Here is a 17,553-nt window from a genome sequence, read left to right as displayed (position 1 = left end):
GGGACTTGGGATCGTCATGGCGAGCGCAGCGAAACGATCCAGGGCGTCAGGCGCGCGAATTACGCCGGAACCTACCTAGCGTCGTCGCAGCGCGAACGTCGGCGTATCCCGTCGTCGCCGGGGGCGGAGCGGTATCCTGCCGCCCCGCCCCCGAGGGTCGTCAATCCGCGAAGGGATCGCGGACCAGGATCGTGTCGAGCCGCTCCGGGCTGGTCGAGACCAGCGCGACCGGGCAGCGGATCAACTCCTCGATGCGGCGGATATATTTGATCGCCTGCGCCGGCAGGTCGGCCCAGCTGCGCGCGCCCGCCGTCGACTCGCTCCAGCCTTCCATCGTCTCATAGACCGGCTCGACCAGCGCCTGGTCGGCGGCGTGCGAGGGGAAATAGTCCAGCACCTCGCCGCGCAGGCGATAGCCGGTGCAGATCTGCACCTCCTCGAACCCGTCGAGCACGTCGATCTTGGTCAGCGCGATGCCGGTGATGCCGCCCACCGCCGCCGACTGGCGCACCAGCACCGAATCGAACCAGCCGCAGCGCCGCTTGCGGCCGGTGACCGTGCCGAACTCATGGCCGCGCATGCCCAGCCGCTCGCCCGTCTCATTCTCCAGCTCGGTGGGGAACGGGCCGGAGCCGACGCGGGTCGTATAGGCCTTGGCGATGCCCAGCACGAAGCCGACCGCCGAGGGCCCCAGGCCCGAACCGCCCGCCGCCGCCCCGGCGATGGTGTTGGACGAGGTGACGAACGGATAGGTGCCGTGGTCGACATCCAGCAGCACGCCCTGCGCACCCTCGAACAGGATGCGCTTGCCCGCGCTGCGCGCCTCGTTGAGGTCGCGCCACACCGGCTTGGCGAAGGGCAGGACGAAGCCCGCAATCTCTTCCAGCTCCGCGATCAGCGCCGCGCGGTCGATCGGGTCGACGCCGAAACCCGCCCGCAGCGCATCGTGATGCGCCAGCAGCCGGTCGAGCTGCGGCTCCAGCGAACCCAGATGCGCGAGGTCGCACACCCGGATGGCGCGGCGGCCGACCTTGTCCTCATAGGCGGGGCCGATGCCGCGCCGGGTCGTGCCGATCTTGCCCGCGCCGCTCGCATCCTCGCGCAACCCGTCCAAGTCACGGTGGAAGGGCAGGATCAGGGGGCAGGTATCGGCGATGCGCAGCGTCTCGGGCGTGGCGACCACGCCCTGCTCGCCCAGCCGCTCGATCTCCGCCTTGAGCGCCCAAGGGTCCAGCACCACGCCATTGCCGATCACCGACGGGGTGCCGCGCACCAGGCCGGAGGGGAGGAGCGACAATTTATAAGTCTTGTCACCCACCACCAGCGTGTGCCCGGCGTTGTGCCCGCCCTGGAATCGCACGACCATGTCGGCTCGGCTTGCCAGCCAGTCGACGATCTTGCCCTTGCCCTCGTCGCCCCATTGCGCGCCGATGACCGCTACGTTCGCCACAGTTCTTCCTTCGCTGTCCGCGCGCCGCTTAAGGGCGCAGAGGCTCCGGGTCCATGCCGAATCGTCAGGCGAGCGCCGGAACCATGGTCGCCGACCGCCGCTCGGCGGGGATCGGAGCGAGCGCGGACAGGAATTGCCGGGCGCTGGCCGCCCAGTTGAACCCCTGGCCATAGGCGGCGCAGGCGGCGGGATCGCAGGGCAGCGCCATGGCGATCGCCCGGTCCAGATCGTCGTGCATCCCGCCCACGCCCGGCACCAGCACGTCGACCGGCCCCGTCACCGGAAAGGCCGCGACCGGCGTGCCGCAGGCCAGCGCCTCGACCATCACCAGCCCGAACGTGTCGGTCAGGCTGGGGAAGACCAGCACATCGGCGGCGCGATAGGCGGCGGCCAGCGCCGTGCCGTGCCGCGCGCCCAGGAAGTGCGCGTCCGGAAACCGCCGCTCCAGTGCCGCGCGCGCCGGTCCGTCGCCGACCACGACGCGTACGCCTGGATGGCGGCTCGACAGGAAGGCGGCGACATTCTTCTCCACCGCGACACGCCCGACATAGAGCAGCACCGGCCGACCCGGTCCCCCCAGAGACCGGATCGCCTGGTCGATCGGCCCGATCGCATCGAACTGCTCCAGGTCGACGCCCCGCCCCCAGCGCCGCGCCTGGGTCAGGCCATGGTCCGCCAGCACCGCCTCGACACCGGCGGTCGCGGCCAGGATCGCATGGGCGGGAGCATGGAAGCGCCGGATGATCGGCCAGACCCGCTCCGCCCGGAGCGGCGTGCGCGCGGCGACATATTCGGGAAAGCGGGTGTGATAGGCGGTGGTGAAGGGCAGCCCCTGCCGCAGGCACCAGGCGCGTGCCGCCCAGCCGAGCGGGCCCTCGGTAGCGATATGCACCGCCTCGGGCGCGAAGTCGGCGATCATCCGTCCGACCCGGCGCGATCCCGCCAGCGCCAGCCGGATCTCGGCATAGCCCGGGCAGGGCAGCGACAGGAACCGGTCGGGCGAGACGACCATCACCCGATGGCCCATCGACTCCAGTTGCGCCCGCGTCGCGCGCAGCGTCCGGACGACGCCGTTGACCTGCGGCGCCCAGGCGTCGGTGACGATCGCAATCCGCATATGGCTCTTCCCTGTCCCGGATCAGGACGGGTTAGCACCGGCCTGTGACGCCCATGTCTCACATCGATGACGTTTCGGCGTCCCGCCCAATTCCACTAGCAACACTCTGATTTCAAGCGGAATTCATCAATGATGAAACGGCATTTCCAGGAAGGTTGGAGTGATGATTTCCATCATGCCGGCATTCGCAAGATGACGGATCGGTCATGAATAATATTCCGGTAACCACCATCTTGCTAAGCTCATCGAAACAGGACAGGTTTGCGACCGAACCGGCCGCCTGAACATGGCGGGCCGGCCTTTTGCAGCGAATAAGACAGGGGGGAAAATGACGAAGACGTGGACCATGCTCGCCGCGGCGACGCTGGCGATGGTGGCTGGCGCGATGCCTGCGCAGGCGGCCTATACCCTGGGTGGCCAGGCTGTGCCGATCATGACCTATACCACCGCCGACAAGGTCGCCGGTGGCCTGACCGGTGGTTCCTATACCGGGGTCGGATCGCTGTTCATCAGCTTCGAGTCCACCAAGACGACGGGTTTCGGGTCGCTGTGCACCGGCGCGTTGGTGTCGAGCGGCGCGGTGCTGACCGCCGCGCACTGCCTGTCGGATTTCAAGCAGGACGGCACGATGGACAAGGTGACGTCGGTCACCTTCTACCTGCCTTCGCGTGGCGAGCGCACGGCCGAGACCACCTTCACCGCCATCACCGGCTCGTGGAAGGTGCATGACGATTACGACGCGACCGACCTCGGCGCGGGCAACGACATCGCGCTGTTCTCGCTGTCGCGCGAGGCGACCGGCCATGACGTCTACGGCATCTATGACGGCAACCCGCTGCGCGACTTCACCCGCGTCGGCACCGGCACGATCGGCGGTCCGGAGGGCACCGGCACCGGCGGCGTCAGCAACGACTACAAGCAGCGCGAGGGCAGGAACCTCTACGAATTCTACGGCGACGACGTGTTCGGCGACGCCCAGCACAACATCCTGCTGTCCGACTTCGACGACGGCACGGCGACGCATGACGCCTTTGGCCGCGGCATGGGCACGTCGCAGACCGGAATCGACGGGGAAAGCGCCTCCTCGCCGGGGGATTCGGGCGGCCCGATCTTCATCGACGGCAAGATCGCCGGCATCACCTCTTTCGGCGTGACCGGCGCGGTGTTCGGCGGCGGCTGCGGCCGGACCGGCAGCATCGATCCCTATGCCTCCGCGAGCGGCAACTGCACCAACTCCTCGATCGGCGAGCTGACGGGCGATACCTGGGTCAAGCCGTATACCGGCTTCATCAACGCCTATCTTGCCAGCGCCGTGCCCGAGCCGTCGAGCTGGGTGATGATGCTGGGCGGCTTCGGCATGATGGGTGTCGGCCTGCGCCGCCGGGCCCGCCGGGCGACCGCCACGGCCTGAACCGCCGTCGCGTCAGCCGCAGGACCGGCGGGGCGGGGGAGCGATCCCCCGCCCCGATCGCGTTCAGTCCTCGATGATCTGGCTGTGCCGCGCGGTGTCGCGCATCCGCAGATAGACGATCAGCGACACGCCGATCATCGCGGTGACATACCAGTAGAAGCCCTGTTCCCAGCCCGCCGCCTTGAACTTCAGCGCGACATATTCGGCGGTGCCGCCGAAGATCGTGTTCGCCAGCGCATAGGGCAAGGCGACGCCCAGCGCGCGGATATGGGCGGGGAACAGCTCGGCCTTCACCACCGCGTTGATCGACGTATAGCCGGTGACGATGATCAGCGCCGCCATCACCAGCAGGCCGGCGGTCAGCGGATCGCGCACCGTCGCCAGCGTCGAGAAGATCGGATAGGTGAACAGCAGGCCGCCGATGCCGAACGCCACCATGATCGGCTTGCGTCCGATCCGGTCGCTGAGGCCGCCGACCAGCGGTTGCAGCAGCATGAAGACGAACAAGGTCACGGCATTGATCTGGCTCGCCACCTCGCGGCTGAAGCCGGAGGTGTTGACCAGGAACTTCTGCATGTAGATCGAATAGGCGTAGAAGGCGAGCGTACCGCCCGCGGTCAGCAGCATCACCGTCGCCGTCTCGCGCGGGTGATGGCGGATCAGTTGCCAGAAGCCGGACTTGGGCGCCCCCTCCTGCTTGGCGTTCTTGAAGCTCTCCGTCTCCGCCAGCCCGCGCCGCAGATAGAAGACGACCACCGCGAGCAACGCGCCGACCGCGAACGGGATGCGCCAGCCCCAGGCGTCGAGATCCGCCTCGCTCAGCGTGGATTGCAGGATCAGGAGCACGCAGATCGCCAGCAACTGTCCCGAGATCAGCGTGACATATTGGAAGGACGAGAAGAAGCCGCGCCGCCCCTTGCCCGCCATCTCCGACAGATAGGTGGCGCTGGCGCCATATTCACCGCCGACCGACAGGCCCTGCATCAGCCGGGCGAGCACCAGCAGCGCGGGCGCGGCGAGGCCGATCGTCTCGAAGCCGGGCGTCACCGCGATGATTAGCGAGCCCGCGCACATCAGCGTCACCGACAGGGTCAGCCCCGCCTTGCGCCCGCGCCGGTCGGCATAGATGCCCATGATCCACGCGCCGATCGGCCGCATGACGAACCCGACCGCGAACACCGCCGCCGCGCTCAGCAACTGCGCGGTGCGATCGGTGCTGGGGAAGAAATGCGGCGCGAAATACAGGGTGAAGGCCGAATACACATACCAGTCGAACCATTCGACCAGATTGCCGGTCGATCCGCCGATGATCGATTTCAACCGGCCGGCGGTGGAGGATGTCGGAGGCGCGCCCGCCATCTGGATCGGATCACGGGGAACGGCACCGGCCATCATGTCTCTCCTTGGTTTCTTTCCTGCCGTATTCGGACAGGGACGCGTCATGCTCCCCCGGATCGACGCGGCCGGCAAGCGGCACGATTTTCCAGGCCCTAGCCAAGCAGTTGTGGGGATTTCCCGAGGTTGCGCGGTCGACGGGCGCGACTCGAGCGTGCGGGGATTCGCTTGCCAAGCCGCCCAGCCTTGCGGCAATCCACACAGGTGCCCGTCCCCGCCAGCCCGTTCGCCAGCCCCGCCGCCCGTCGCGCGGTCGTCGCGGTGCTGCTGGTCGCGGTGGCGACGATCCTCTTCGCGCTGATCGCCGGCCGCTATGCCCGTGACCAAGCGCGCGCGTCGCTGGCGATCGAGGTGGAGCGAACCGCCCGCCAGCAGATGCGGCTGCTCGACAGCGAGTTGCAGAAGTTCCGCCTGTTGCCGATCGTGCTGCGCGAGTTCGCCGAACTGCGCCCGGCGCTGGCCTCGGACGGCGACGCGGCGGCGGAGCGGCTCGACGGCAAGCTGAAGCTGCTGGCCGAGCGGACCGGCGCTCCCGTCATCTACCTGGTCGATCGCAACGGCCTGGCGGTCGCCGCCTCCAACGCCGACCGGCCGGACAGCTTCGCCGGCCAGCGCTACGATTTTCGCCCCTACTTCCTCCAGGCCAAACGCTATGGCGCGGCGGAGTATTTCGCGATCGGCACGACCAGCGGCCGGGCCGGCCTGTTCCTGGCGCGCCGCATCGGCTCGGCGGCGAATCCGGACGGCGTGATCGTGGTGAAGATGGAATTCGATCGCCTGGAGCGCGCCTGGCGCGGCGATGCGGGCATGACGCTGCTGACCGACGCGACCGGCGTGGTGGTGGTGGCGAGCGACCCCACGCAGCGATTCACCACCCTGCGTCCGCTGACCGCGACCGAGCGGCAGGTGATCCGCATCCACCGTCAGTTCGCCGACCAGCCCCTGCCCCTGGCGCGCTGGCGCGAGGGGACGGCGGCGCGCGCGGCGATGGCGAGCGCGACGCTGGCCGCGCCGCTGCCCGGTTGGCGCCTGCTGCACGTCGAGCCGCTGGCCCCGGCCCTGCACACGGCCGACACCTGGTCGCATACCGCGACGCTCGCCTTCGCGCTGATCGCGGCGGGGCTGGCCACCGGCTGGCTGTGGCGCACCAGCCGGGGCGAGCGCGCCGCCGCCCGGCGCGAGGCGCTGGAGGCGGAGATCGCCGCGCGCACCGGCGACCTGCGTCTCGCCAATGACCGACTGCGCGTCGAGATCACCGAGCGGATGGCCGCCGACCAGCGCTTTCGCGCCGCGCGCGAGGAACTGGCCCAGGCCAACCGGCTCGGCTCGCTGGGACAGATCACCGCCGGCATCGCGCATGAGATCAACCAGCCGGTGGCGACGATCCGCACGCTGGCGGAGAATGGCCGCCTGTTTCTGGACCGCGCCCGGCCCGAACGCACCGCCGAGAACCTCGCCACCATCGCCGCGCTGACCGAGCGGATCGGCAGCATCGTCAGCGAGATGCGCCGCTTCGCCCGGCGCGGCAGCCGCAGCCTGGGGCCGATCCCGCTGACCGAGGTGATCGAGGGGACGATGCTGTTGGTCGGCGACCGGCTGCGCGCCGCCGGCGTCGCGCTCGACCTGCCCGAACCGGACGACCTGCCGATGGTGGTGGCGGGCCGGGTGCGGCTGGAACAGGTGCTGGTCAATCTCCTCGCCAACGCGCTGGATGCGCTCGCCGGCCGGGCGGCGCCGCGCGTCGCGCTGCTCGTCGCCACCGCGGCGGACACCGTGGCGCTGACCGTCGCCGACAATGGCCCGGGCATCGCCGAGGATCGCGCCTGCGAGATCTTCACCCCCTTCGTCACCGGCCGACCCGACGGACTCGGCCTGGGCCTGGGCATCGCGCGCGACATCGTGGTGGAATTCGGCGGGACGCTCGACCTGATCCCCTCGCCTCTGGGCGGGGCGGCCTTTCGCATGATATTGCCGCGCGCATGAGCGAGCTTCAGATCCTGCTGGTCGATGACGATGACGGCTTGCGCACCGCGCTGGTCCAGACATTCGAGCTGGCCGGGCTGGAGGTGGAGGCCCATGCCGATCCGCGCACCGCGCTCTCGCGGTTGAGCGCGGACTTTCCCGGCATTCTCGTCACCGACATCCGGATGCCGGGCATGACCGGCACCGAGCTGTTCCACCGCACCGCCGCGATCGACAGCGAAATCCCGGTGCTGCTGATGACCGGGCATGGCGATGTCGCGATGGCGGTGGCGATGCTGAAGGACGGCGCGTTCGACTTCATCGCCAAGCCCTTCGCCCCCGAGCAGCTCGTCGCCAGCGCCAACCGCGCGCTGGAGCTGCGCCGGCTGGTGCTGGAGAACCGGCGGTTGCGGCAACTGGCGGAGGATGCCGACCATGCCTCGCCGCTGATCGGCCAGTCACCCGCGATCGAGCGGCTGCGCGCCACCATCCGCCAGGTCGCGCCCGCCGAGGTCGATGTGCTGGTCGAGGGCGAGACGGGCACCGGCAAGGAACTGGTCGCCCGGCTGCTCCACCGCGCCAGCGCGCGCCGCGCCCGCCCCTTCGTCGCGATCGACTGCGCGGCCCTGCCCGATGCGGTGGCGGAGGAGGAGCTGTTCGGCCTGGGGCCCTCCGCCGGCCGGCGCGGACAGGAAGGGCGGATCATCGCCGCCGATCGCGGCACGCTGTTCCTCGACGAGATCGACAGCATGTCGCCCGCGCTCCAGGGCAAGCTGCTCCGCGTCGTCGAGGAGCGCGAGGTGCGCGGCGGCGGCGAGGGCCCGCGCGTCGTCGACCTGCGCATCGTCGCCGCCGCCAAGACCGATCTGGCCGAGGCGGTGGCGGCCGGCCGGTTCCGCGCCGACCTGCTCTACCGGCTGGATGCGGTGCGGCTGCGCGTGCCGCCCCTTCGCGAACGGCGCGGCGACGTGCCGCTGCTGTTCGCGGCCTTCCTACGCGAGGCGTCGGAGCGATTCGGACGGCCGGTGCCGAGCATCGATGCGGGCATCAGCGCGCGGCTCGACACGCATGACTGGCCCGGCAACGTCCGCGAATTGCGCAACTATGCGCAGCGCGTGACGCTGGGCCTGGCCGACCAGGCCGCGACCGCCCCGGAGATGGAGCCGCTTCCCTTGCGAGTCGAGCGGTTCGAGGGCGATGTGATCCGCACCGTGCTGGAGGAGGTGCAGGGCGATGTCCGCTCCGCACTGGAACGGCTCGGCATCCCCCGCAAGACCTTCTACGACAAGGTCGCGCGTCACGGCCTATCGCTCGACGCGTTCCGCCGGGCGGAATAGCGAGGAACCATCCCGGGCAGGTGGCAGGCCGCCGGCCTGACGAAGACGCGCCCGGCCGGTGAGCGCCGCCGTCCTCACCCGCACGGACATTCCTTCTGCCCGTGCCCCCCCCCGCCCCACCCAGGCGGATCACGAGCGCCCGGCGGCGGACATCCGCCCAAGCCCGGCGGAACCGTGTGCGGGATTTCACTCACATTTATTGCCATTCGATCGCGGAATGGCGGATTTCCACGGCTTTGAGCGCGCATTGCATAGCCTGTCCCGAAAGCGGATGCTGGCCCCGATAACCTATCGCACCAGCCGAATACGGCAGCGCGTTCGAGAGGATGAAAGGCTCAGCCATGCACATCTCTGCCCAACCTGCCCTGCCCCCGGCCGCCAAGCCGTGGTACCGCCACCTGTATGTCCAGGTGCTGATCGCGATCACCGCCGGCGTGCTGCTCGGCCATTTCTATCCCACCACGGGCGCGGCGCTGAAGCCGGTCGGCGATGCCTTCATCAAGCTGGTGAAGATGATCATCGCCCCGGTCATCTTCCTGACCATCGTCACCGGCATCGCCGGGATGCGCGATCTCGCCTCGGTCGGCCGGGTCGCGGGCAAGGCCTTCATCTACTTCCTGTTCTTCTCGACGCTGGCGCTGATCGTCGGCCTGGTCGTCGCCAATGTGGTGCAGCCGGGCGCGGGGCTGAACATCGACCCCGCCTCGCTCGACACCAGCAAGGTGACCGAGTTCGCCGAAAAGGCGCATGAGACGACGATCACCGGCTTCCTGACCGGCATCATTCCCGACACCTTCCTGTCGGCGCTGACCGAGGGCAACATCCTCCAGGTGCTGTTCGTCGCCATCCTGTTCGGCATCGGCCTGGCGATGATCGGCGAGCGCGGCGAGCGCATCACCGCCGCGCTGGAGGAACTGTCGACCGCCGTGTTCAAGGTCGTCGCGATCGTCATGAAGGCCGCCCCGATCGGCGCGTTCGGCGCGATGGCCTTCACCATCGGCAAGTACGGCGTCGGCACGCTCGCCAATCTGGCGATGCTGGTCGGCACCTTCTACCTGACCGCGTTGCTGTTCGTCATCGTGGTGCTGGGCGTGGTCGCGCGGCTGTGCGGCTTCTCGATCTTCCGCCTGATCTCCTATCTCAAGACCGAACTGCTCCTGGTGCTGGGCACCTCCTCGTCGGAAAGCGCGCTGCCCGCCCTGATCGAGAAGATGGAGCGCGCCGGCTGTCCGAAGTCGGTGGTCGGGCTGGTCGTGCCGACCGGCTATTCCTTCAACCTGGACGGCACCAACATCTACATGACGCTGGCGGCGCTGTTCATCGCCCAGGCGTGCAATGTCGACCTGACGCTGGGCCAGCAACTGCTGCTGCTGTCGGTGGCGATGCTGTCGTCCAAGGGCGCGGCGGGCGTGACCGGCGCGGGCTTCATCACCCTGGCCGCGACGCTGTCGATCGTGCCGACCGTGCCGGTCGCGGGCATGGCGCTGATCCTGGGCGTCGACCGGTTCATGAGCGAGTGCCGCAGCCTGACCAACTTCATCGGCAATGCGGTCGCGACGATCGTGGTGTCGCGCTGGGAGGGCGTGCTCGACCATGCACAGCTCGATCGCGCTATGAAGGGAGAGAGCCTGCGCGTGGATCAGATGGGGGTTGGTGCCGTCCCCGCTGAGTGATGCGGGTACGTGACCTCCATGGGGCGGCCCCGCGCCGCCACCGCCAGACAAGTGAAAGTAACGACCATGCCGACCCGAACGCGCCTCGCCCTCGCCACCGCCCCGCTTGCCCTGATCGCCGCCGCGCCGGCACCGGCGGAAACGCCGCCGGCCCCGGCCCCTGCCACGACCGTCGATGCCGCTCCCGCCGATGCCGCTCCCGCCACGCCGCAGGCGCTGGGCCCCAAGGAACGCGGCAACCAGACCATCGCCTCCCCCGTGCAGGAGGCCTACCCGGCCGAGGCGGTCGGCGACGGGAACACGGCGGGCGGCTATAACCAGTCGCGCTGGGCCGAGGACTGGACCCGCTATCGCGATCCCGCCAAGCGCAACGACCCGCTCGACCGGTTGAAGTTCATTCCGTTCGATGCCAACGGCAATGTCTATCTGACGCTGTCGGGCGAGCTTCGCTTCCGCGTCAACCAGACGACCAATCCGAACCTGCGCGACGCGGAGGCGCAGCGCCAGGACATCACCCGCATCGTCGGCGGCGCCGACCTGCATCTGGGCAACCATGTCCGCCTGTTCGGCGAGCTGGCCCATGCCGGTCTTGCCGGCCGCAACCTGGGGACGATCACGCCGCAGATGCGCAACGACCTGGTCGTGCAGCAGTCGTTCGTCGACGTGACCGGCAAGATCGCCGAGGCCGATGTCGGCGTCCGCTACGGTCGCCAGACCTTCGCCGACGGCCCCAACCTGATGGTCGTGCCGCGTGACAACAACACCATCTTCTTCGTCTATAACGGCACCCGCGCCTGGGCGCGGGCCAAGTCGGTGCGGGTCGACCTGTTCGACTTCCGCACCACGCGGCTGGGCGTCGGCGGCACCGGCGACGACATCAGCGAGCGCGGCCGCCGCTTCTCGGGCATCTCGGGCGGTATCGTCCTGCCCAAGACGCTGTTCGGCGGCTCGAAGCTGTTCCTCGACCCGTTCTTGTGGCGGCTGCGCAACGACAACGCCACCTGGGGGCGGACCACCGTGCGCGAGGAGCGGTTCTTCTACGGCCTGCACACGCTGGGCGATGTCGGTCCGGTCAATCTCGACTGGACGGTCAACTACCAGGGCGGCAATTACAACGGCCGCTCGATCGATGCCTGGCTGGTGCTGCTCGCGCAGAACTACCGCATCGGGAAGAGCAAGGGTGCACCACGCGTCGGCTTCCACTTTGACTATGCGTCCGGCGGCGGCGCCTATGGCACCGGCAAGCTGCGCAACGCGCTCGCGCCATTCGGCAACAACATCTACTACAGCTACCAGCTCTATGCGACGCCGACCAACCTGATCGCGTTCGCGCCGACCTTCACCTTCACGCCCCTGGCCAAGCTGCGCGTGTCGGCCGAATATCAGCTGAGCTGGCGCGATACGGTGACCGACGCGGTCTACCGTGCCAACGGCACCGCCTTTGCCGGCACGCAGCTGGTCGCGGGGCGCAAGATCGCCGACACCGCGCGGTTGCAGGCGGTCTACACGGTGTCGCCACGAGTCAGCCTGACCGGCCGGTACGAGCATCTGATGGCCGGGCCGGCGCTGACCAATGCCGGGTACAAGAGCTCGGATTTCCTCGCAGGCTGGCTCAGCCTGCGGTTCTGACCTGACGGAGACCATCCCATCGCCAGTTCGCATATCGCCGCCCGCGCGCTCCTTGCCGATCCGCTGACCAACAAGGGCACCGCCTTCACGGAGGCGGAGCGCGACGCCTTCGGCCTGCACGGCCTGTTGCCGCCGCATGTCGGCACGCTCGACAGCCAGATCGAGCGGCGGCGGCGGGCGCTGGAACGGCTGCCCGACGATTTCGCCCGCTACGCGTTCCTGCGCGAATTGCAGGACAGCAACGAGGTGCTGTTCCATGCGCTGGTGGCGAGCGACCTGCCGCGCTTCCTGCCGCTGGTCTATACGCCGACGGTCGGCGAGGGGTGCGAGCGGTTCAGCGAGATCTGGCGCAAGCCCCGTGGCCTGTTCCTGTCCTGGCCCAATCGCGATCACATGGACCAGATCCTCGCCGACCCGGCGCTGGACCGGGTCAAGGTGATCGTGGTGTCGGACGGCGAACGCATCCTGGGCCTGGGCGACCAGGGCGCGGGCGGCATGGGCATCCCGATCGGCAAGCTGGCGCTCTACACCGCCTGTGCCGGCATCCACCCGTCCGAGGTGCTGCCGATCCTGCTCGATGTCGGCACCGACAACGAAGCCCGGCGCGACGATCCGCTCTATGTCGGCTGGCGACACGCGCGCGTGCGCGGCGCCGATTATGACGCCTTTGTCGAGCAGTTCGTGGCGGCGGTGCAGGCGCGCTGGCCCGATGTCCTGCTGCAATGGGAGGATTTCGCCGGCACCAATGCCTATCGCCTGCTCGATCGCTATCGCGACCGGCTGCTGAGCTTCAACGACGATATCCAGGGCACCGCCGCCACCGCGGTCGGCACCCTGCTGTCGGCGGTGCGCCGCACCGGTCATGCGCTGACCGAGCAGCGGTTCGTGCTGTACGGCGCGGGCGCGGCGGGCTGCGGCATCGCCGACATGCTGGTGCGGCTGCTGGTCGCCGATGGCCTGACCGAGATCGAGGCGCGCGGCCGGATCTGGGCGATCGACCGCTTCGGCCTGGTGGTGCGCGGCATGGCGGGCCTGAGCGATGGCCAGGCGGCGCTGGCGCGCGACCCGAAGGAGCTGGCCGGCTGGTCGGCGCCAGGCGCGATCACGCTGGCGGAGGTGGTCGAGCGGGTCGGCCCCGGCGTGCTGATCGGCGTGTCCGGCCAGCCCGGCGCCTTTGCCGAGCCGATCGTGCGGCGCATGGCGGCGGCGGTCGAGCATCCCGTGATCTTCCCGCTGTCCAACCCGACCTCGCGATCGGAAGCCAACCCCGCCGACCTGATCGCCTGGACCGAGGGTCGCGCGATCGTCGGAACCGGCAGCCCCTATCCACACCTGTCCGGCACGCCCCAGGCGCTGGCGCAGGTCAACAACGTCTATATCTTCCCCGGCGTCGGCCTGGGTGCCCTGTCGGCGAAGGCAACGCGGGTGACGGAGGGCATGTTCATGGCCGCCGCGCGCAAGCTGGGCGAACTGGCCGGGCCGGACGATGGACTGTTGCCGCCGATCCTGGCGCTCCGCGACGTGGCCCTGCAGGTCGCGCTGGCGGTGGCCGACCAGGCCCGCGCCGAGGGGGTCGCGCCCCCGGCCGAGGCGAACGAGACCGAGGCGCTGGCCGCCCGCATGTGGGTGCCCGCCTATCGGTGACGGTGCAGGGCGGTCGGGACGGCCTTGGACTGTCCGTCGACGCCCGATACGCCGTTGTTCCCATCGTCCCTTCGATCGGATCGACCCGCCGTCCGCTCGCGCCGCCCTCTCGGCGTCAGCGTGACGGACGGCGAGCCGATCAGAACTCCTTCCAGTCGTCGTCGGTGCCGTTCGGCGTCAGGGCCGTGACGGCGGCGGCGGGCAGCGGCCTGATCGGCTGGTTGAAGCTCGCAATGTCGATCTTGCGCACCGCCGGTCGCTGGTCGCCGCCGCGTCGGGCATCGGTCTTGAAGTGCGACGCCTTTTCCGCGAGTGTTCCGACTTCATTGGCCAGATTGCGCGCCGCCGCCGAGGTTTGCTCGACCATCGCCGCATTCTGCTGGGTCGCGCGGTCCATGCTGCCGACCGCGCTGGAGATCTGGGTGATCGCCGTCGCCTGCGCCAAATTGTCGGTGGCCATGGTGGCGAGCAACTCGTGCACCTGCGCCACGTCGCCCGAGATCGCCGACAGCGCGCCGTCCACCTTCTGCACGGCCTGCACGGCGGTGACGATGTCGGTCTGAGTCGCGGTCAGCTGTTCGCGGGCGCGCTTCGCCTCCTCCTCGGATCGCATGGCGAGCGCCGACACCAGATCGGCGACGACCGCGAAGCCGCGCCCGGCATCGCCGGCCCGGCCCGCCTCGACCGCCGCGTTCATCGCCAGGACGCGGGTCTGGAACGCGATCTTGTCGAGCCCCTCGATCACCGAATCGATGCCCTTGGCGCTGTCCGCGACGCGGCCCATCGCCTGCACCGCCTCGTCCGCCACCGCGCGACCGCCGCCAACGGTGGAGATCGCCTGATCGGCCCGCTCCACGGTGCGCGCCGCCGCCGTGGCCGAGGCCTTCAGTCGGCTGTCCATCTGGGTGACCGAGGACGCGGTGTGTTCCAGCGAGGCGGCATTGGCCTCGGTCCGCCGCGCCAGATCCTCCGAGGCCTGGGCGATCTCGTCCGAGCCGGTGCGGATGGTCGCCGCGCTTTCCGACACCGATCCGATCAAGTTGCGCAGATTGAGCACCGCCTGGTTGAAGTTGGTCTTGAGCGAGGCATATTCGCTGGGGAAGTCGGTGGTGATCGTGCGCGTCATATCGCCTTCCGACAGGCGCAGCAGGCTGGTGTTCATCTCATCGACGATCGCCTGCTGCTCGACCACGACCTTGCGCTGCGTGATCGCGGTCTCGCGAAAGGTGAACATCGCCTTGGTCAGCCGGCCAATACAGTCGGTGAAATGGGTATAGTTGATCGGGCTGTCCGTATCGCCCCGCGCCAGCGCCTCCATCCGCTCGACCGTCGCGACATAGGGCACGACGACGCCCGTGCTCATCAGCCGCGCCGCGACGAAGGCGCCGCCGACCGGCACCAGGCCGGCGAGAAGCGCCACCCACAAGGGGGCGAATTCCGCGACCAGCGCGCCCGTCAGCATCGCCAGCACCGAAAAGCCGACCATCGCCGCCGTGACGATGGCCATTTTCTGCCGGATCGGTGAGTTCTCCGTAAACCACTGCATATCATTCCCCTCAGAGAGAGCCGTCATACAATATAGATGATCCGATGTTGCGGTGGTCAGTGACGGCCATCGTTCCCGATCGGAAACTTGCAGGTCGGGCGGCAATGCAATTCTGTAATGTGCGGACCGGCGTGCCGGTCGTGCCCCGGGGTGCCGGTGCATGGCAGGGGCGGCGCGAGGCTCGCGGGTGAACCACGCGACGCGTCCGGCCATCCATCTGCGTGACCGAGGTCGCGGTCTGCTCCAGCGGGGCGGCATGGATGGAGCCGATGCCGCCGCCGATGATCGACGTGATCGCCGTCGGCACCGATGGCGGCCGGGCGTCGATCTCCATGAGGGACGGGGGTTCGCGAACGATGTCGTGATGCGGCATCGGCAATCCGGACGACGGGACGGACGGAGGGCGCAAAGGGGCGATCAGATCCGGCTGTTCACCGCGATCGGCGCGGCCTGGTCGCTGCGCGACAGGGTGCCATGGACGCCGTAGACCGCGCTGCGCGCGCCGCTCAGCCGGCGGGCCTCGTCGGCCACCGCCTCCATGATCTCGTCGCAGAGTTCGATCCGCCGCTCGATCAGCTTGCTGTTGACCGCCAGCCGGCGGGTCAGCACCTCCACCGCCTGGGTCAGCGCGACGCGGCCTTCGCCCTCGACGCTGTTGATCCAGTCCGGCCGCTCGCGCGCCAGCCGCGCGATCTCCACCTCGACCGTCGCCGCCAGCCGCGTCTTGGCCTCGACCAGGGCGGGCAGTTCGGGATGATGGATCGGCCGGGTCAGCCGGTCATTCTCCTCGTCGACGATCTGGGCCAGCGAGGCCAGCGCATCGATCAGTGCCGCCGTCATGCGTTGCCGCCTCCCTGAAGCTTGATGATCTGGTCCATCACCGCCGGGGCGAGGCCGATGCCGCCGCGCGCGCTGATGACCGTGCCGAGCTGTTCGCCAAGCACGCCGCGGAACATCTCCTCGCCATGCCCGCCGGAAAAGGGGCCGTCGCTCTGCACCGTCTCCATCATGATCTTGGTCATCTGGCCGATGAACACGGCCTCGAATTCGTGGGCGGCCTTGGCGGCGGCGGGATCGGCCCTGGCCGGCGCTGCGCCCTGGCTAGATGGCGATGGGGGGCTCATTCGATCGATCATTGGACCGCGATCTCCGCTTGCAGCGCTCCGGCGGTCTTGATCGCCTGGAGGATGGTGATGAGGTCGCGCGGCGAGACGCCGAGCGTGTTGAGGCCGGCGACCAGCGAGCGCAGCGACGCGCCCTCCACCATCGCGAGCGAGGCGTTGCCGCCATCGTCCACCGCGACGCGGGTGCGCGGCAGCACCGCCGTCTGCCCCTGCGACAGGGGCGCGGGCTGCGAGGCGACCGGGGTCTCGCTGACGCTGATCGTCAGGCCGCCCTGCGCGATCGCGACCGGGCTGATCCGCACGTCGGCGCTCATGACCACGGTGCCCGACGCCTCGTTGATGACGATGCGTGCGGCCTGGTCGACCGACACGGGGAGGTTCTCGACGTCGCCGAGCAGGTCGACGATGTTGCCGCGATAGCCGACGCCGGGCGTGAGTTGCACGGTGCCCGGATCGAGCACGCTGGCGGTGCCAGCGTACAGGCCGTTGACCGCCGCCGCGATATGCCGCGCGGTCGCCAGGTCGGGATTCTTCAGCGCCAGTTTCAGGCTGGTCGCCGAGCGCAGGGCATAGGGCACCTCGCGCTCGATGATCGCGCCGCCGGCGATCCGCGCCGAGGTCGACACGCCGCGACTGACGCTGGCCCCCGCCCCTTGCGCCTTGAAGCCGGAGACGGCCACCGGCCCCTGCGCCACCGCATAGATCTCGCCGTCCAGCGCGCGCAGCGACGAGATCAGCAGCGTGCCGCCCTGAAGGCTAGTGGCATCGCCCAGCGCCGAGACCTGCACGTCGATGGTCGAGCCGGCGCGCGCGAAGGCGGGCATGGTCGCGGTGACGGAGACGGCGGCGACGTTCTGCGGCTTCATCTTGGCGTCGCGGACATTGACACCCATCCGCTCCAGCATCGCCTGGAGCGATTCCTCGGTGAAGGGCGCGTTGTTGGTGCGGTCGCCGGTGCCGGGCAGGCCGACCACCAGGCCATAGCCGACCAGTTGGTTGGGACGCACATTCTCGACATCGACGATGTCCTTGACGCGTGCCCCGGCCTGGGCCGCGGCGGGCGCGGCCAGGGCAAGGAGGGCGAACAATGAAGCGGTCAGACGCATGGTCGAGGTTCCGGGATAGGGTCCACGCCAGTGGACCGTTGGTTACTTATAGGATATGCCAGCATGTCTTGTGCCGGGGGAAAGGCGGAAATCATGGAAATCGATCGTCTTGGCCCAGTGATCCGGCCGCAGCGCCAGCCCGCGGCCGGTACGTCCGAC

The 17,553-nt window shown here is 69.2% G+C and carries 14 protein-coding genes; 6 read left to right on the top strand and 8 right to left on the bottom strand.

The genetic code is table 11. From position 1 onward, the window contains the following. Positions 1-160 precede the first annotated feature (160 nt). Together BRX43_RS13125 and BRX43_RS13120 are read right to left on the bottom strand one after the other, a co-directional pair. The gene (locus tag BRX43_RS13125; RefSeq protein WP_125995553.1) at positions 161-1,450 is read right to left on the bottom strand and encodes an adenylosuccinate synthase; all 1,290 of its coding nucleotides are present in this window, start codon (positions 1,448-1,450) and stop codon (positions 161-163) included. 64 nt (positions 1,451-1,514) lie between these two features. Beyond that, positions 1,515-2,567: a glycosyltransferase family 1 protein gene (locus BRX43_RS13120; RefSeq protein WP_125995552.1), complete on the bottom strand. Its 1,053-nt coding sequence runs from the start codon at positions 2,565-2,567 to the stop codon at positions 1,515-1,517. A gap of 328 nt (positions 2,568-2,895) precedes the next feature. Here BRX43_RS13120 and BRX43_RS20895 point away from each other — a divergent pair, with 328 nt between their 5' ends. Next, a complete protein-coding gene (locus BRX43_RS20895) occupies positions 2,896-3,978 on the top strand; it encodes a trypsin-like serine protease (RefSeq protein WP_241214947.1) in 1,083 nt (360 codons plus the stop codon). A gap of 63 nt (positions 3,979-4,041) precedes the next feature. On the opposite strand, the gene BRX43_RS13110 is transcribed toward BRX43_RS20895, so the two are convergent. Next, a complete protein-coding gene (locus BRX43_RS13110) occupies positions 4,042-5,337 on the bottom strand; it encodes an MFS transporter (RefSeq protein ID WP_125995596.1) in 1,296 nt (431 codons plus the stop codon). Between the two features lie 222 nt (positions 5,338-5,559). On the opposite strand from BRX43_RS13110, the gene BRX43_RS13105 reads away from it, so the two are divergent. From BRX43_RS13105 to BRX43_RS13085, 5 genes are all read left to right on the top strand, one after another. After that, the gene (locus BRX43_RS13105) at positions 5,560-7,356 is read left to right on the top strand and encodes an ATP-binding protein (RefSeq protein WP_125995551.1); all 1,797 of its coding nucleotides are present in this window, start codon (positions 5,560-5,562) and stop codon (positions 7,354-7,356) included. Then, positions 7,353-8,672, top strand: coding sequence for a sigma-54 dependent transcriptional regulator (locus BRX43_RS13100; RefSeq protein ID WP_125995550.1), 1,320 nt, complete (start codon positions 7,353-7,355; stop codon positions 8,670-8,672). Before BRX43_RS13105 ends, BRX43_RS13100 begins: the two co-directional genes overlap by 4 nt. A gap of 341 nt (positions 8,673-9,013) precedes the next feature. Further along, positions 9,014-10,345: a dicarboxylate/amino acid:cation symporter gene (locus tag BRX43_RS13095; RefSeq protein WP_125995549.1), complete on the top strand. Its 1,332-nt coding sequence runs from the start codon at positions 9,014-9,016 to the stop codon at positions 10,343-10,345. A 51-nt stretch (positions 10,346-10,396) separates the two neighbouring features. After that, complete coding sequence (locus BRX43_RS13090) at positions 10,397-11,974, top strand: alginate export family protein (RefSeq protein ID WP_241214946.1); 1,578 nt, start codon at positions 10,397-10,399, stop codon at positions 11,972-11,974. 18 nt (positions 11,975-11,992) lie between these two features. Then, positions 11,993-13,618 (top strand): NAD-dependent malic enzyme, encoded by a 1,626-nt coding sequence (locus BRX43_RS13085; protein ID WP_125995548.1) that lies wholly within the window; start codon positions 11,993-11,995, stop codon positions 13,616-13,618. Positions 13,619-13,757: 139 nt separating this feature from the next. On the opposite strand, the gene BRX43_RS13080 is transcribed toward BRX43_RS13085, so the two are convergent. From BRX43_RS13080 to BRX43_RS13060, 5 genes are all read right to left on the bottom strand, one after another. After that, positions 13,758-15,125 (bottom strand): methyl-accepting chemotaxis protein, encoded by a 1,368-nt coding sequence (locus tag BRX43_RS13080; RefSeq protein WP_346962862.1) that lies wholly within the window; start codon positions 15,123-15,125, stop codon positions 13,758-13,760. Positions 15,126-15,174: 49 nt separating this feature from the next. After that, on the bottom strand, positions 15,175-15,498 hold the full coding sequence (locus BRX43_RS13075; RefSeq protein WP_125995546.1) for a hypothetical protein: 324 nt from the start codon (positions 15,496-15,498) through the stop codon (positions 15,175-15,177). Between the two features lie 83 nt (positions 15,499-15,581). Beyond that, entirely contained in the window at positions 15,582-16,004 is a 423-nt protein-coding gene (locus BRX43_RS13070) for a hypothetical protein (RefSeq protein WP_125995545.1), read from the bottom strand. Beyond that, positions 16,001-16,300, bottom strand: a complete 300-nt coding sequence (locus BRX43_RS13065) for a rod-binding protein (protein WP_125995544.1) — start codon at positions 16,298-16,300, stop codon at positions 16,001-16,003. The genes BRX43_RS13070 and BRX43_RS13065 overlap by 4 nt, the downstream gene beginning before the upstream one ends. After that, the gene (locus BRX43_RS13060) at positions 16,297-17,394 is read right to left on the bottom strand and encodes a flagellar basal body P-ring protein FlgI (protein WP_125995543.1); all 1,098 of its coding nucleotides are present in this window, start codon (positions 17,392-17,394) and stop codon (positions 16,297-16,299) included. The genes BRX43_RS13065 and BRX43_RS13060 overlap by 4 nt, the downstream gene beginning before the upstream one ends. Between the last annotated feature and the right edge of the window lie 159 nt (positions 17,395-17,553).

This window comes from Sphingomonas sp. S-NIH.Pt15_0812, from assembly GCF_003951315.1.
GTDB lineage: Bacteria > Pseudomonadota > Alphaproteobacteria > Sphingomonadales > Sphingomonadaceae > Sphingomonas.
This window is presented reverse-complemented; position numbering and strand designations above follow the sequence as displayed.

What these genes read in the sequence shown, in the direction of transcription:
- BRX43_RS13120 (WP_125995552.1), bottom strand. Translation starts at nt 2,567, where the DNA reads ATGCGGATTGCGATCGTCACCGACGCCTGGGCGCCGCAGGTCAACGGC.
- BRX43_RS13080 (WP_346962862.1), bottom strand. Translation starts at nt 15,125, where the DNA reads ATGGCCATCGTCACGGCGGCGATGGTCGGCTTTTCGGTGCTGGCGATG.
- BRX43_RS13070 (WP_125995545.1), bottom strand. Translation starts at nt 16,004, where the DNA reads ATGACGGCGGCACTGATCGATGCGCTGGCCTCGCTGGCCCAGATCGTC.
- BRX43_RS13100 (WP_125995550.1), top strand. Translation starts at nt 7,353, where the DNA reads ATGAGCGAGCTTCAGATCCTGCTGGTCGATGACGATGACGGCTTGCGC.
- BRX43_RS13065 (WP_125995544.1), bottom strand. Translation starts at nt 16,300, where the DNA reads ATGATCGATCGAATGAGCCCCCCATCGCCATCTAGCCAGGGCGCAGCG.
- BRX43_RS13110 (WP_125995596.1), bottom strand. Translation starts at nt 5,337, where the DNA reads ATGGCGGGCGCGCCTCCGACATCCTCCACCGCCGGCCGGTTGAAATCG.
- BRX43_RS20895 (WP_241214947.1), top strand. Translation starts at nt 2,896, where the DNA reads ATGACGAAGACGTGGACCATGCTCGCCGCGGCGACGCTGGCGATGGTG.
- BRX43_RS13095 (WP_125995549.1), top strand. Translation starts at nt 9,014, where the DNA reads ATGCACATCTCTGCCCAACCTGCCCTGCCCCCGGCCGCCAAGCCGTGG.
- BRX43_RS13060 (WP_125995543.1), bottom strand. Translation starts at nt 17,394, where the DNA reads ATGCGTCTGACCGCTTCATTGTTCGCCCTCCTTGCCCTGGCCGCGCCC.
- BRX43_RS13075 (WP_125995546.1), bottom strand. Translation starts at nt 15,498, where the DNA reads ATGGAGATCGACGCCCGGCCGCCATCGGTGCCGACGGCGATCACGTCG.